This window comes from Amycolatopsis sp. NPDC104775 (assembly GCF_055583325.1).
This window is the reverse complement of the sequence record NZ_JBVJOE010000004.1, coordinates 11496-27175: the sequence shown is the minus strand read 5'-3', so window position 1 is coordinate 27175 and position 15680 is coordinate 11496. Positions and strand designations below refer to the sequence as shown.

Genomic DNA, 15680 nt, shown 5'->3' with positions numbered 1-15680 from the left:
GGGCTCACCTGCCTGTCGTTGCCGTTCGCGGCGGCGGAAGTCATCGCGGTCCCCCGGCGGCCCGCTGGCCGCCGACCGCGAGCGCGGCGGCACGCGGGGACATTCCCCGGTCCGCGACCAGGTGCCGGGCGCAGAGGTCCGCGACGGACTCCTCGGCGATGCCCCGCGCGGCCAGCATTTCGGACACCGCGGCCAGCCGCCTCCCGTACGCGTCCGGCAACGCGGCGGCGACCGGGACGAGCGCCAGGTATTCGGCCAGCAGATAGCGCAGCCGTACCTCGGCGTCGTGGAAGTATCCGCTGAATTCCTCGAGCACGTCCGCGTGCCCGAGCCCGGCGATGTACATCAGCTCGTCCGAACTCTCGTCTCCCGCCGACTCGCCCTGCGGCGTTCCGTAGCCGGAAAGTTCGCGCACCCGGGCGATCGGCCTCCCGAGAGTGCGAGCGGCGAGCTGGTACATGACCGTCGGTTCGTAGAAAGCCATTCCGCCGGGGACCTCCGGGCCCGCCAGCTTTCGCAGCGCCCGCGAGGGAGTCCGGCTGTAGCAGCGCCGCCCCTCCACTTGCCGGTTGAACCGTTCGTGCGCGTAGACGCCGGGACCGACGTCGATGCCCGCGTCCCGCACCGCGGCGATCGTGTCGGCGCTGAAGAACGCGAGATGGGTGTTGGCGATCGGGAAACCGGCGCCGGAGTCCCACGACCAGGTGCAGGCGACCGAGACGGCACGGCCGCTCGCGGGCAATTCGGCGAAGAGGCCCGGATTGAGCACAAGGCATCCCGGCGCCAGCCAGCCGAAGTCGTCCCCGGCGGCGGCGAAAAGGATCTCCAGCGCGCCCGCGTCGTCCAGCCGGAGGTCGAAGTGGTGGAAGGGACGGCCGAGATTCTCGTGTGCCCAGGCGCGTTCAGCGGGCGGCAGCGCGGAACCGAGCAGCACCAAGGGGACGTCGCGGGGAACGAGCCCGGCGGTTTTCGCCACCCAGTGCAGGAGTCCTTCGGTGAAATGGAGGAAGTACGCGCCGGACGTCCGGGGCTGCGCGCGCAGAAATTCCCGGAACGCCGGGAGCTGCCGGTGTTCGGCACGTGCGGTCCGGGCCCGGTCGAGCGCACGGCGCGCGCTGTCGAGCGGCTCGGCTATCCGCCGCCGGAGCGCGGCGAGACCGCCGGCCGGGCCGACCGCGATCACATTGCCGTAGCAGTCCCGGAAACCGTATGAGCAGTCCGGTCCGGCCGCATCGCGCCCGACCAGATGCGCACCCCAGTCGTCGAGCCTGCGGCGCAGGATTTCCGGTTGCGCGACAAGGATGGCCGCGTCCGGCTCGGGTGCGTCCCGCGCACGAGACCCGGCGCGGAGAGAGAGGAAAACGCCGTGCCCGCGCAGCAGCGCGGTTTTCCCGGAGACCGACGCCGGGGAGAAACCGAAAAAGGTGCGGTAATAATCGATGGCCTTGCCGACGTCGCCGACCTGGAGACAGGGGACTCCGGACGGCCGGTGCACGCGCATTCCATCCTCCTGCGGCCGGCGAGAAGCGCGTCGTCGAGAGTAGTCCCTTTTCCGGAGGCGGGCGATAGCCTTTTTGTGTCTGCCGCGAGGAGAAAATGGCGGGCCGCGGCGGAAATAGCCGGACCGATGGTTCGGCTCGGCTGTTCTCGCGACGGGCGACCGGGTGAATTCGGATCACCTCTTTGCCGGGCACTCGCTGATTTTGCGTCACGATGCGCCGAGCATGGAGAAGGATTTTCCTCCGGCCAGACCTGGATCGTGCGGCGAATGCTCACGGGGTTCCGCGCTCGACGGCCGCGGCGATCCCGTCGACGGTGCGGGCGGTCGCGACCGCGTAGAGGCCGATTTTTCCGCCGATACGCCGCTGCACGCCCGCGGTGAGGCGTGCCGCGTCCAGCGACGTCCCGCCGAGCAGGAAGAAGTTGTCGCCGCCCGCGACGTTCTGGACGCCGAGCACTTCCTCGACGAGTTCGATGACCAGTGCGGTGGTCGAAGGATCCGGCTTCGCGGCGGGCTCCGGCCGGGCCGGAGAGTGCGTCCGCCACCCCGCCGGCTTCTCGAAGGCGAGTTCGGAGATCCGGGCGTCCGGTCGCGCGACCGCGTCCCGCAGGAGCGTGCCCAGCAGCTTTTCGGCCAGCGGCAGCGACGCGGGTTCGAACAGCGCGTCGTCCAGCTGGAGGCGGATCGGCAGCTCTCCGTGCCCGGTGTCGAAGACCTCCAGCCAGAGATCGGCCTCCGAGCGCCCCGCCGCGGCACCCGGTTCCGGCTCGGGCAGGGCCGCCGGGGTCAGCCCGTGCAGCGGGGCTTTCGCGCGGGGAATGTTGTGCACGGAAAGCCCGAACTGCCGCAGCGGGCTCGGCTCGCGATCGCGCGCCGGGTCCAGCAGGGCGACGACCTCGGCGAACGGCAGCTTCGCGGCGTCGAACGCGTCGAGTGCCGCGTCTCGCGCCGCGCCGAGCAGTTCGCGGAAGGCCGGGTCGCCGGCGCCGCTGAGCCGCAGCACCAGGCATTCGGTGAGCAGGCCGACCGTCCGTTCGGTCTCGCTCCCGTGCCGCCCGGCCGAAACCGAGACGACGGCGAAGTCGGCCGCCCCGCTCCAGCGGCTGATCAGGGCGTGCAGGCCGGCCAGCAGCGTGACGAACAGCGTGACCCCTTCCGCCGCGCTGAGCCGGCGCAGACCGGCGCTGAGTTCGCCGTCGAGCACCGATTCCCGGACATGGGAGCCGAGGTTGGGCAGCACCCGCCGCGGATGATCGGACGGCAGCGCGACCGGACGGACCCCACCCAGCCGGGCCAGGCAGTGTTCCCGCAGCGCGGACCTCTTGGCCGGAGTGAGCCGTTCCCGTTGCCGCCGGCCGAGTTCCGCGGGCTGCCCGGCCGGACGCGGCAGCCGATTCGGCTCGCCCGCGCAAGCCGATCGGTAGGCCGAAGCCAGTTCTTCGAGCAGCACCGCGATCGACCAGAGATCGGCCGCGAGATGGTGCACGCTCAGCAGGATCACGTGGTCTTCGGGCGCCAGCCGGAGAACCTCCGCGCGAAACGGCGGGTCGGATTCGAGCGCGAACGGCCGGGCTCGCACCTGCGCGACGACTGCCGCGAGCAGGGGAGCACCGGGCCCGCCGAGGTCGAGGATCCGGAGCCGCGCGGGCGTGTACGGATCGACGACCTGGTGCGGGACGCCCTCCAGCACCGGAAACCGGGTGCGAAGGCTCTCGTGGCGGCTTGTCGCCGCTGCGATCGCGGCGTCCAGCGCGGGGATGTTCAGCGGTCCGTGCACCCGGGCCGCGACCGGTTCGTCGTCGGCGACGGACGCCGGGAACAGCCGGTCGATCAGCCACATGCGCTCCTGGTCGAACGACAGCGGCAGCGGCCCGTCCCGGTTCGCCTCTTCGCGCTCGGCCGGCCGCCGCGCGAACCATCGCCGAAGAATATTCCGTTTTCCGTTGGACCGGCTGCCCGCGCGGCGCCCGGCCGGAATCTGAACCACAGTGCCTCCCGGCCGTAACGTCAGAGCGCGGCTTTGCCGAGCCGAAGGCAATTGACGAGCCGCCGAAAGCGGAATTGCCAGCGGCCGTCTTTCAGCGTAGCTGTCGGCGTGCGTTACGCGAAGGGGCGAATCGGGTCGCGCGCACTCGCCCGCCTCGCCGGGAGCGGTAGGCTGGTCGCGACGAAGCACGACGACGGACTCGATCTGGAGATGGCTGAAATGGCTCTGTTGACCGCGATTCCGTGTCTGCCGGTCGCCGACATCAAGCAGGCAGCCGACTTCTACGCCGAAAAGTTCGGCTTTGCCCGCGGTTATGTGGGCGACGACTACGGTGTCGTGGAGCGCGACGGCGTGGAGATCCACTTCTGGCCGGCGAACCAGCCGGACACCGCCGGCGCGGAACCGCACCTCGCGGGCTCCGGCTCGTGCCGGGTCCAGGTCTCGGATGTGAAGGCGCTGTACGAGGAGCTGCGCGCGCTCGACGTCGTGCACCCCAACGGGGCATTGGACTCCCACCCGTGGGGCCCGGAATTCACCGTGCTCGACCGGGACAACAACGCGCTGACCTTCTACCAGCCCGCCGCGAAATAAGGCCGATCCGTGTCCGGGTCCCGCTCGGGATCGCTGCCCGGCCGCCTGCGTGGTGGTCAGACCCGCGTGCTCTAGACCGGAAAACGCAGCCGACCGTGTCGAAACTGCCGGATTCGTAAGGCCGCTCGGAAACGGCGACGGCGGACCGGACCGGGTCGTCGAGTGCGTCCTGAACCCGAGGCGTGCTCGTCGTAGCACCAGACCTCCGCGGCAAGGCGGTCTTGGTGAAGAGAAACGGCATGAAGGTCTCCCGGAAACCCGCCAAGTATGGGCATTCCCGTGCCTGCTCCGCTGGTGCGGCGGCTCGGGAACCTGCTTCCGACGGTACGTCCGGAGCGAGGCTTAGTGCTGGGGGAGAACCGGCCCGAATACCGTTCGATGACGGCGAACCGCCCACGTCGCAACGCATGCCCCTGCAGCCGCTCGACACTGCGATCTCATCAGGAGCTGCGGCTGTTAGATGATGAGCGAGACGGGTTTCACCGACACCTCACCCAGGGATGTGCCGATGGTGCGAATCACCTTGACCGTGGACGGGCTCGACGACCAGGACGGGCAGCTCGAATTCGGCCTGCAGGACCGGTCCGGCGCGATCGAGCCCGGCACCGCCCTGCCGGACGGCGCGGTGCGGTACACCACAGAGGTCGGCGCCCGGCTCCGCCCGGACGGCACCGTCTCCTACTCCGGAAGCCATGTCCACGGCCCGACCCGGGAGCGGTTTCTCTACATCAGCTTCCGACCGCCGGGCGAAACCGAATGGACCCGGCGGCTCAAAGTCCCGTTGCCGGAAAGCCTCGGCGAGCAGGTGGTCGCACTCGTCGGCCGGGTCACCGACCTGGGCACGACCCGCTGCCGGTTCCACGGCGACGGCTGGGCTCAGCACGAAGGTAAGTGAGGCACTCGGACGGCGGAACCGTCAAGCCGGCTATCGAGGAGTCAACCTGTCGGCCGCACGAGGGAACGTCGTCGCCAAAACCGCTGCGCGATGATCTGGCAGCAATCCTTCCCAGCGACGCGATGCTGCCGGTTCGCTGGAGCTGAGGACGTCATGGCGTCAGCTTGCACGGATAGCGCGGACCGCCGCGGCTGGCTGACCCTCGACGCCGCGCGGTTACGGGCGGATCGCCCGTGGCCTTCCGGGCGCAGCCGGTCGAAGCTGGAAGAAGCAGCTTCGACGACCGCGCGGGGTCGAACTCGAAGCCGTAGGCAGAGCGAGGAAACGGTGGCTTGCTCGTCGGCGAGAACGGTGAGCACGTCGAGGGTCAGCGGCTGATCGGCCAGGCGCGCCAGCTGATCGTGGAGATGCGGCGACGAGGGGTCGTGGTTCTCGTCGGATAGTCCACTGTGCGCCGTCATGCATTCTTGCTCGGGCTGAGGCAAGCTCGGGATTCGCGCCGGGTAAATGCGATGAAAGCACGATGGGGAATATTGCTCAGGTGAGAGTTTGCGGTCATGGCTAAAAAGGAACGTCTTGGCTTTTGCTCGACTGCTCGGTGCCCGAATGCGTCGATGCTTCGATCGTAATGGGAGAAGCCGGTGTGCGGCAGTGTTGACAAGTGGAGTTCCGGCGGAATCGCATCAAGGATGCGAACACCTGTATGGCTCCCCAGCACGGCAACACCTCCGCTGCGGATAACCCGCGACTGAACTGCGGGTTTCTGCTGAAGACTGCGCCGGTGCGCCGTGTCACTCTGGGGAGGTGCGAGCTGAAGTCCTCGAGGGGAGGACTTCAGATGAGCCGGGCGGCCGAACCCAGTGCCGAGGCGTTGGTTCAGCGTCATGGAGGGCAGTGGCCGCTGCGGAACGCCGACGGTATCGAGCGAATGCCTGAGTGCGGCTCCGTACTGGGGTGAGCGGAATCGGGGGTGCGTACGGCCGGAAGCAGGCGGGTCCTGCGCGTCGGCAAGGCAACGGCGACTCAGCCGAGTCTCGTGATCGCGACTGGTGTCCGGATACCAGTGTTTTCGGCGTTGCCCTTCGCTGGTTGAGGATCTTGCCGGACACACGCGCTTGCAGCCCCGCTCGCCGCGCCAACGGCGGCCATAGGGCGACACCACCGCCGGATATCGGCGGACGCTTCTCACGATCTGCGCCAACGCCCGTCCTGCCGGAAAAATCCCGGAGAACCGACGTCGACACCTGGCCGCATCGCCATCTCCGAGACCCGTGCGGCGACGAATTCTTGTATCGGCGACGTTTTTCCGGCCCTGAGGGTTCCGCGTCGCATCGGTGAGAGTCCATCGAGCTCGGTCGCCAGCGCAGCCCACCCGGCGTTCGCGCCGATCGAGGCCACGGTGCTCGGCCCGCGTTCCGCCTTTCGCCCGGTGGCAGCCGGCCGCCGGCACAGCGGCGGCGCGGCCACGGATGCGCGGGTGACACGAGGTTCGGTCTCCGGGCCATGCGGCGAGCATGAGCAGATGTTCGGCGACGCAGGCAACGGTGCCCTCGCCTGCTAGGCGGCGAGGCTACGTAAGAGGCCGGCAGAGCGTCGGCCACGGTTTGCGGATGTGGCGGGCGCTTGCGCGAGTCGGTGCCTGGTCGGTGCGCAGGACGAGCGAACCGCTGGTCAGTGGGGTGGTGCCTCGGCGTGTGAGGCAAGGGAGGCGAGGTGGGATATCTGCAGGCTGCGTAGCTGCGTGCGGAATTCGAGTTGGCGGGACGCGGCGGGACGTTGCAGCCGGTTCCGGCTCAGCGGAGCCGGAACCGGGTCTGCCGTCCTGGTCTGCCGGTCGCTCGCTCGGGAGATCCCGTCATGCTGATGCGGAGGGGTCTCGCGAGTAGCCTTTGGCTCGTTCCGCTGCCGGCGTGTTAGCCGTAGATCGAGCCGCCGAGGCTGTACCAGCTGCTCCATCCGCCATTGGGTGTGGTTTGACGGCTGTGCCAGAGGGCTCCGTTCCACCCTCGTGCGAATGCCTCGAGCCGTCCGTCGGCGTTGTTTTCGACGACGGGTGCTGCCGAGATGTCGCCGCCGAGGTCGCGCCAGCCGTTCCAGCCGCCGTTGGGAGTGCCCTGAAAGTTGTTCCAGACGGTGCCGCTGTTCGCGGTCGCCACCGTTTCGAGGCGGCCGTCGGCGTCGCGGCCGATCGCGAGGTCGGTGACGAAGCGGGGGTTGCCTCCGAGTCGGTCCCACCCGGTCCATCCGGTGCCGGACGCGGAGGTCTGGGAGGCATGCCACACGCCGCCGTCTTGCCCGACGGCGACGACTTCCAGCCGGCCGTCTGCGTTGCGGTTGGCTGCCGGCGAGGTGGCGAACCCGCCGCCGAGGCTGTTCCAGCCGCTCCATCCGGTGCCGGAGGCGGGGTCCTGGTAGTTGTGCCACATGGCCGCGTCCTGGCCGCGGCCGAAGACCTCGAGCCGTCCGTCGGCGTTGGGCTGCACGGCGAAGTTGTCGGTGAACACGCCGCCGAGGTTGTTCCAGCCGCCGAAGTCCCCGTTGGGCGCGGTTTGGCAGTTGTGCCAGAGCGCCCCTTCCTGGCCGCGGCCGAAGACCTCCAGCCGGCCGTCGGCGTTGCGGCCCAGCGAGGGGGTATTGCGGAATACGCCGCCGAGACCTTGCCACTCGCTCCATCCGGTGCCGGAGCCGGGGTCCTGGTGGATGCGCCACATCGCTCCGTCTGGTCCGACCGCGAAGACGTCGAGTCGTCCGTCGGCGTCCGAGCCGACCGCGGGCGAACTGGCGAACACGCCGCCGAGGCTGTTCCATCCGCTCCATCCGGTGCTGGAAACGGGATCCTGGTAGTTGTGCCACAGCGCGCGGTCGCCGCCGATGGCGAAGACCTCGAGCCGGCCGTCGGCGTTGCGCCCCACCGCGGGCACGCTGGCCAGCGACTGTACCGCCGACGCGATTTCCGGGCCAGCGCCAACGGCAACGGCGCTCAGCACTACGGCTGCCAGCAACATTCGTCTTTTCATAGGTTCAGGCCTTTTCTGTCCAGAAGCACAACGGAAGCACGTTCAGCCAGGCAGGCGGTACCAGCCGCTCCAGGCACCGCCAGGGACGATCTCGTGGTCGTGTGCGATGACGCCGGAAGCGTCGATGGCGAAGAGTTCAAGGCGGCCGTCGGCGTTGCTCTCCACGGCGGCCGCGCTGATCAGGCGGCCGCCGAGGCTGTTCCACCCGCTCCATCCAGTGCCTGACGAGGAATCCTGGTAGTTGCGCCAGATCGACCCCTCCTGCCCGACGCCGAAGACCTCGAGCCGGCCGGAGGCACCGGTCCCGACGGAGGGCGCGCTGGTGAACACTCCGCCGAAGGTGAACCAGCCGCTCCACCCGCTGTTGGGCGCGGTCTGGTAGTTGTGCCAGACAGCTCTTTCCTGCCCCCGGCCGAAGACCCCGAGCCTGCCGTCGGCGTTGGCTGCCACCACGGGCGGGCTGGTGAACACTCCGTCGAGCCGGTTCCAGCCGCTCCATCCCCCGCCGGGCGAGGTTTGATAGCTGTGCCAGAAGGAATGTTCTTGGCCCTGGCCGACCACCTCAAGCCGGCCGTCGGCATTGCGCCCCACCGCGGCGCTTCTTTCGAACACGCCCCCGAGGCTGGCCCATCCGCTCCATCCGGTCGCGGAGTTCGGGTCCTGGTAGTCGTGCCACAACGCGTCGTCCACGCCGCGGACGAAGACTTCAAGGCGACCGTCGGCGTTGCTGCCGACCGAGGCCGTGCTCGACGGATCGTCGGTCACGCGGTGCCCGAGGCTGAACCAGCCGCTCCATTCGCCGTTGGGCCGGGCTTGGTAGTTGTGCCACAGCGCGCCGTCCTTACCCCGGGCGAAGATTTCCAGCCTGCCGTCCGCGTTATTGGCGACAGAAGGCGCATTCGTCAGCGCGCCGCCGAGGCTGGACCAGCCGCTCCACCCCAGTGCGGCGTTCGGGTCCTGGTAGTTGCGCCACACAGCTCCGTCCTGGCCGAGGACGAAGACCTGAAGCCTGCCATCGGCGTTCCGCCCCGCGGCGGGCGGGCTGGCCGGCGAGATGCCGGCCTGCGAAAAAGATTGCGGGCGGGCTGCGGCCGATCCGGTCCCGGCGAGAGCCAATCCCAGTGCGGCGACCATCGCCAACGGCCATCTCACCAAGGTCTTCACGCACTCAGTCCTTTCGCTCCGGGAGAATGCGTGGGAGCCGAAGCCGCCTCGGGCGCGGCCGTGGACAGAGCGCCAACCAGTCCGGTTGCCGCCGGCTGCATTGCCCGACGCCGCGACCGGAATCGAGGACGGGATTGCCGAGCCGGCTTGCGTGGTCGCGTGAACACTCTCATCGTCATGGTCCTTTCATCGCAGAGAAGTGCGCTGAAAACTGCGGATTCTCCGGCTGTCGATTCGGTGGGCAACCGTTTCGGAATGCGCATGCGGGAGTACGTTTCCCGGCTTTTTCCGGCTGGAGCGAACCGGGACGAGGATTACTGTGGCCCAGGCCGATGCGGTTCGAAAATACCGGATGTTGAGGGTTGACAGCTATCTTGTTCACCGCGACCGCGGGCTGGAAACTGCTTGGCAGAGCATGTCGGCACCGCCCGATTCCTGGACCGGGCGGGATGGTCTCCCGCAAGGGGCCTGTGCGAAGAGCCGCTCCGCAGGGCAGCGTCGCGACGGCCGCCCGCGATGCGGGCTTTTGCCCGCGGCCTCGCATGGTCGCCGACTTGCGGGGCGGGCCGCCGCGAAGCGGCGGGCGAGAGCGGGGCACAGCGCCGCCGGGTTCTGTGCGGTTCAGCCGTTGAGGGCGGCGGTGAGGTGGTCGCGGCCGTCGGCTCCGGTTTTGCGGTAGACGGATTTGAGGTGTTCGTTGACGGTGTGCACGGACAGGGCGAGGTGCCGGGCGATCTGTTTCGCCGTGGTTCCCTGGCAGAGCCGGGAGACGATCTGCTGTTCGCGGGCGGTGAGGCCATACCAGTCGCCGAAGTACGGCAGCAGAAGATCGCCGGCGGCTTGCTGGATGACGACGGCGACGTCTCCTGCGCTGCCGCCGTCGAGAGCCTGCGCGTGGGCTGCTACCCAGGTTCCGTAGCTCGAGGCCGGTCCCACGAACAGCGGTGCCGTGGCGTGCGAATCGCCGTCGCGTGCGCGCGCGTCCCTGGCCATGATGGCGAGCCCAGCGTCGAGTGCCCAGTCCGGGCTGGCGTCGCGGGTGCGGACCTGGTCTCGCCAATTGCGGCCGTCCGGCGTGGTCGCGCGGATGCGGTCGTGCGCGTCGAGGATGAGCACGCCGGCGGGCAGCGTGGCCCGGCCCGGAGCCAGCGGTCCCGTGGCGACGTGCCGCCGCAGCACACCGACCAGTGCCGTGGTGAGAGACGCGACGGCGGCGGTGTCCTGCTCGGTGAAGGGCTGCGTGTGCTCCGCTCGCAACAGGCCGATTATTCCCCACACATCGCGTGCGGTGCGCAAAGCCACGCGCAGTTCGGACCCGACGCCGTAGTTGCTGAACATCTGCCGCGTCGACCGTTGCCGCGGTTCACCGCCGCCTGCCACGCAACCGGGGACTGGCCGCTGCTGAAAAGTGCTCAAGGGGCAGGGATCGTCTCCGGTCCACAGACCGCGGTAGAGCGCCCGGCCGAAATCGGGCTCGTATCCGTGGATGAACCCGAACGAGCCCAGGCGGGTACTCGTGCTGGGGGAGTATCCCAGAAGCCGCAGCCCGTCGTGCGCCACCAGCGGCGCGATCGCCCGGGACAGCGCTTCTCCCAGTTCGCTCGCCTCGATCCCCCGTCCGGGCAGCCCCGCAAGCTCGCGCACCACACGTTCTGTCGACCGCGCCATCGTTCCAGGGTCCTCCCCGCCGCCGTGCCCGACAACACGCCGGCCACGACGCAGGCGGAGCCCGTAGCCGATGGATGGTCGGCGCGGCCGCCATCGGTCAAGCCCGGAGGTGCGGCACATTTTCAGGGAGCTCAAGACTGTCGGCTCCGGCCACAATCTCATTCAGCTGCGAGAAAACGGCCGCCGGTTCAGGAGAGTCGCCGACCGCGAGCCGGACCTCGCCACGCATTCCCCACGCCTGGCGCTCCCGGTTCGAGAAGCCCAGCACAGGCCCGCCGTCGCTACAGGTGACAGACAGCCTGGTCAGCTTCGGCGAGGTGCCTCGGCCCGCGCCCGGTGGCGAAACCCGGACGTCAACCCCCAATATCAGGTATTCCGGCCACGCGGCGATTCGGGCGACAGTGGTGACCGGCCCCGGTCCGATCAGATCGGGGCGACCGCCCGAGAAAGGACTTCACAACGGGCCGCCGAACGGCTCAACCGCGGCCAAACAGCAGATCTTGAACACCCGGCCGCGCAACGGGCACCTTTCCTCCACTCACGTCGCGCCCGCGCTCTGCCCACGGAACCGCCGCGTGCGGTCGGTCTGCACAGTGCACCGTCAATACCGGATGAGGGAGAAACGACGAGCGCCGCCGCTCGCAAACTCAGCACGATGTCCGCGTGCCCTTTCGCAGGCGGAACACGGCCCATAATTCCAGCCCGCGCTGAGGGGGAGAGTCTCTTTCGCCTCTCCGTCTTGTTCGAGGGGACGGTCCCCACCCCTGAGATCGCGAGGTCTCCATGCTGTGCAACACAATTCGGGTGCCGTTTCTTCACTTCCGGCTGGACCCGGTGTGAAAGTGCGGTTCAGCCCGCCGAGCCGCGCAGCCGCTGGTTTCGACGATCCGACGGCGGCCCGCCGGTCGCACTGGTGATCAAGGTCAAAACGGATAGAGGTGACATTCGCTCATGAGACGGAGACGCAGAACGCGCTGGTTGAGAAGCGCGGTGGTGGTCGTCGTGGTGATCGCGACGGTCGCAGGCGTTACGCCGTCGGCGCACGCCGACGATCCGCCGGTCACGTTCACTGATGCCCAGCTGGGCCAGGTCCTGTTCGGCGCCGCCATCCGCGTCAAGGACGCTGGCGTCGGCTACGACAAAGACACCGTCCTCAGCGCCGAACTGCTGGACTGGCGGGCCAAGAACCCGGGGGCCGACCTCGCCAGGATCAACGACCACGTGTCAAGGATGCAGACCGCCCTGGGCCGGTTGACCCCGGCCCAGGCCGAATTGCCGCGTACGGAGACGTTGCGTCAGCTGACGACCTTCGTCTACGACGTCGCCGACGCGGAGATCACCGGACCGCGAATGACGTCGCTGCTCGGCGTGCTGTCCGGGCGCGATCTGGCACACGGCATGAAAAACCGGGAGCAGCGGCTGACCGGCGCCCAGCAGGGGCTGGACCTGGAGGTCAACCTCGGCCGCTTCCAGTCCGACCTGTGGTCCTCGGTGCGCGACCTGGCTGTGAACGACGGGCTCTTCGCCGGCTCCTGGCGGGACAAGGTGGGCACGGCCGCGTCCGGACAGCCGTTCAGCCTGGATCCCACCTCGGCGGTCAACGCGCTGCAGAACCTGCCGATCGTGCGGGACGTGGTCAACGTGGGCTCCCTGATCGCGCAGGGAGCCTTGGGCAAGACCGCGTTCTACGCCGAGGTCGAGCGGCAGTTCACCGCGCTGCAAGACAGGCTCAACGCGGCGAACAACGACCTCAACAAGTTCCTGTCGGACGCTTCCGGCTCGACCGGGAACCCGGGCGCCATCCAGAATCCGCCCGACCAGGGCACGGTCACGGACGCGAAGAACGGTCAGGCCAACCGGCAGAAGGCCATCGACTACGCCAAGGGCGGCCTGGACCTGGTGCTCGGCGTGATGCGGTACTTCGACGCCGGGTTCGCGAACAAGCTCGGCCAGTACGTCGAGTTCGCCTATCGGGTGGCCACTCAGATCAACGCCCTGATCACCGGCGTGGCCACGCTGGCCAGCGCGACCGCGGCCGGCGCGGCGATCGGCGGCATCGGAGCCGTGGCGGGCGCGGTGATCGGCATCGTGCAGATCTTCGCCGGCCTGTTCGGCCGCAGCCACGGCGCCGATCAGGAACAGGCCGCGCAGCAACGGATCCTCAGCGCGATCAACAACGGGTTCGCTCAGGTCCAGAAGAGCCTGGAAACTGTCTACAAGACGATGAACGAGCGGTTCGACCGCATCGACAAAGGGCTCAACCAGATCTACCGGGACATGCAGAAAGGGTTCAACGACGTCATCGACCTGATCCAGGATGTCACCAAGAGCGTCGCCGAGGTGCACGACCAGTTGCTGACCATCCAGACCAAACTCCAAGCCTTCAACAAGGAAATCCTCGGCTCGCTCAGCGATGCCCAGAAGGTCGAGTTCCTCAAGGACATCGTCGCCTACGTCGACTACCCGTACTGGAACGACGGGCGCACCTTGACCACCGAGGACGACTACAAGAACCTTTACGCCCCGAAAGCGTCGAGCTTCCTGGCCATGGCCACCGTGGTCGCCAGAAACGGCACCTTCACCGCACAGTCCTTCGACCAGAACGACGCCGGCGACGTGCTGGCCAAGAAAGGATCGACCGGCTCGGTGGACTGGCTGGCCAACTACGCCAACGTCCACTACGGCACCTCCTTCGCGGCCTCGCCGACGCCGACGTCGGTACCCAACATCGACCTGTGGGCGGAAGCGGCTCGCGCGTACTACCTGATGGCCCTGCAGAACCCCGGAATGGCCAAGAAAGAAGGAGCGGCACAGACCCGCGCCCAAGCCTTCGTCGACGCGGGAGAGGAGATCACATCGCATACCCAGCAGTTCAGCGCTCCGGACACCGGGCGGGCCGACAAGGTCAACCTCCTGTACCGCAAGCTCCACGAGGACTACGCGAACAAGCTGAACGCGTTCGTCGCGGACATGGAGAACCTCAAGAGCCGGCCGGAGGTGACCAGGAAAGACCGTCCCTTCAACCTGTGGGGCGACGCCGACCAGGGCCTCGGCCAAGTCCAGCCCGACCAGCTCAGCGGGCCTCCGCCCACGGCGAACAGCTGCGACGGCAAATACCCCGCGACCATCCGCACACCGTCCTTTGTGGACGGAAAGAAAGACATGACTCCCATGCTGACGCTGGGACGCTGGATCGAGCCCGGCTGGCAGCTGGAGACCTGCTACGAGAACGTGTCCTACACCGCACACGGGGTCAACCGCGTCCGGCTCAGCCTCGAGGTGCATGTGGACTTCGTGACCAAGCTCAAGATCAACCAAGGCCTGTACACCGCTTACATTCACGTCCAGCCGGCCCACAAGTGGGAAGGATCGTGTCTGAGGAGAACGCCCGAGGAGTTCGAATGCGCTACCGAGCCGGACCTGGGTCCGATCGTGGCCAGCGACAAGCCGTGGCTGGACGCCGGCTCGTTCGGGGAGAAGGTCACAGAGTTTCCGCCGTTCTCCCGGTCGTACACGAACTCCCTCATCGCGAGTCGTCGTTCGGCCTACTACACCGTCGTCGCGGATACGCTCGACCGCGGAGAATCGCAGCCGGCGAAGAATCTCGGCAATACGGCACAGCTCTACCAGGCCTACACCGACTTGGGGTTCTCGCGCGGCAAGCAGACCGACGACCAACTCCACGCACTGGTCTACGGAACACACGGTCTGGTCGCCAACACGCCGGGCTCCCCGGTGCTGTCCGGAATCTACCGTCAAGCGGCGCAGGCCCAGTACATTAACTCCGCGCTGAAACTGGACCTGCTCAACGACGCCAAGTCCGGACAGGAACCCTTCGACTGCGCCCAGTTCCGCAACCCCAACTCCGATGCCGTCGGATCGTGCATCCTCCACATCGCGGGTCAGCGCGGAAACCGCTTGTACAACGCGGTCTCCGGACACTTCCAAGCCCGCGCCGCCGGCACCGAAACGCAGACGCTGCCGCTGGTCGACGAAGTGACCGCCAACCTCCGACTGGCGAAACGCTACGTGGCCAGAAGCATCCAACCCCAGGCCCAGGCGGCCATGGCCGAAACACGGACGCTGTGGGCACAAGGCAAGAAGAACGAGGCCGCCACCCGCGGCATGGAAGCGCTCGCCACCGCCCGCGACATCGCCGCCAACGACCCAGGCTACCGTCGCCCGCTCGCGGACTGGGCGGCGTACCTGTCGGCGACGATCCTGCCCGGCGCAGGACGGTTCAACGACGCGGTCACGGTCGGCGAGGAGGCCGTCGGACTGTTCGCCAAACTCGCCGCCGAGAACGCCGACGACGACCTCGTCTTCCGCGCCGCCCAAACCGCCATGGCAGTAGCCCAGTCCGTTTCGGTCAGCCGGGAGCTGATCCCGAGAGCGGCGGACTACGCGATGAAGAGCCTGGATATTCTGCGGCCGCTGGCCACGCGGAACCCGGCCTACCGGAGGCAGCTGGCGGACTGGGCGTTGTGGCCGACTCCGAACTTCCTCGCGTCGGCCGGTCGTTTCGACGACGCTATCAAGATCGGGGACGAGGCGATCCGGTTGTCGGCCCAGCTGTCGGCGGAGAATCCCAGCGATGACGAATTGAGGTATCAGTCCGCCCGAGCCAATCTGAACACCGGCCTGGCTATTGGGCTCAAGCAGGAAATGATGCCCAAAGCCGCAGACTACGCGATGAAAGGTCTGGATATTCTGCGGCCGTTGGCAGCGCGGAATCCGGCTTATCGGAGACATTTGGCCGATTGGGCGTTGTGGCCGACTCCGAACTTCCTCGCGTCGGCCGGTCGTTTCGACGACGCTATCAAGATCGGGGACGAGGCGATCCGGTTGTCGGCCCAG

At 68.1% G+C, this 15680-nt stretch carries 8 protein-coding genes; 3 read left to right on the top strand and 5 right to left on the bottom strand.

Features of this window, described 5'->3' with window-relative positions:
• Positions 1-40 precede the first annotated feature (40 nt).
• Positions 41-1501, bottom strand: coding sequence for a hypothetical protein (locus ACZ63D_RS18840; RefSeq protein WP_465355600.1), 1461 nt, complete (start codon positions 1499-1501; stop codon positions 41-43).
• 271 nt (positions 1502-1772) lie between these two features.
• Positions 1773-3488, bottom strand: coding sequence for a condensation domain-containing protein (locus tag ACZ63D_RS18835; protein WP_465355599.1), 1716 nt, complete (start codon positions 3486-3488; stop codon positions 1773-1775).
• A gap of 219 nt (positions 3489-3707) precedes the next feature.
• On the opposite strand from ACZ63D_RS18835, the gene ACZ63D_RS18830 reads away from it, so the two are divergent.
• Together ACZ63D_RS18830 and ACZ63D_RS18825 are read left to right on the top strand one after the other, a co-directional pair.
• A complete protein-coding gene (locus ACZ63D_RS18830) occupies positions 3708-4079 on the top strand; it encodes a bleomycin resistance protein (protein ID WP_465355598.1) in 372 nt (123 codons plus the stop codon).
• A gap of 508 nt (positions 4080-4587) precedes the next feature.
• On the top strand, positions 4588-4974 hold the full coding sequence (locus ACZ63D_RS18825; protein ID WP_465355597.1) for a DUF5990 family protein: 387 nt from the start codon (positions 4588-4590) through the stop codon (positions 4972-4974).
• Between the two features lie 1913 nt (positions 4975-6887).
• Here ACZ63D_RS18825 and ACZ63D_RS18820 read toward each other — a convergent pair.
• The 3 genes from ACZ63D_RS18820 to ACZ63D_RS18810 all read right to left on the bottom strand — a co-directional run bounded on the left by ACZ63D_RS18820 (position 6888) and on the right by ACZ63D_RS18810 (position 10823).
• Positions 6888-7979, bottom strand: coding sequence for a PLL family lectin (locus ACZ63D_RS18820; protein ID WP_465355596.1), 1092 nt, complete (start codon positions 7977-7979; stop codon positions 6888-6890).
• 54 nt (positions 7980-8033) lie between these two features.
• Positions 8034-9155: a PLL family lectin gene (locus ACZ63D_RS18815; protein ID WP_465355595.1), complete on the bottom strand. Its 1122-nt coding sequence runs from the start codon at positions 9153-9155 to the stop codon at positions 8034-8036.
• Between the two features lie 621 nt (positions 9156-9776).
• Positions 9777-10823: a helix-turn-helix transcriptional regulator gene (locus ACZ63D_RS18810; RefSeq protein WP_465355594.1), complete on the bottom strand. Its 1047-nt coding sequence runs from the start codon at positions 10821-10823 to the stop codon at positions 9777-9779.
• Positions 10824-11813: 990 nt separating this feature from the next.
• Here ACZ63D_RS18810 and ACZ63D_RS18805 point away from each other — a divergent pair.
• Positions 11814-15680, top strand: a 3867-nt coding sequence (locus ACZ63D_RS18805) for a hypothetical protein (RefSeq protein ID WP_465355593.1), incomplete at its 3' end; no start/stop codon positions are given.

Bases quoted from the DNA above. Each gene is read 5' to 3' on its own strand.
- ACZ63D_RS18825 (WP_465355597.1), top strand. From the start codon at position 4,588: ATGGTGCGAATCACCTTGACCGTGGACGGGCTCGACGACCAGGACGGG.
- ACZ63D_RS18820 (WP_465355596.1), bottom strand. From the start codon at position 7,979: ATGTTGCTGGCAGCCGTAGTGCTGAGCGCCGTTGCCGTTGGCGCTGGC.
- ACZ63D_RS18810 (WP_465355594.1), bottom strand. From the start codon at position 10,823: ATGGCGCGGTCGACAGAACGTGTGGTGCGCGAGCTTGCGGGGCTGCCC.
- ACZ63D_RS18840 (WP_465355600.1), bottom strand. From the start codon at position 1,501: ATGCGCGTGCACCGGCCGTCCGGAGTCCCCTGTCTCCAGGTCGGCGAC.
- ACZ63D_RS18830 (WP_465355598.1), top strand. From the start codon at position 3,708: ATGGCTCTGTTGACCGCGATTCCGTGTCTGCCGGTCGCCGACATCAAG.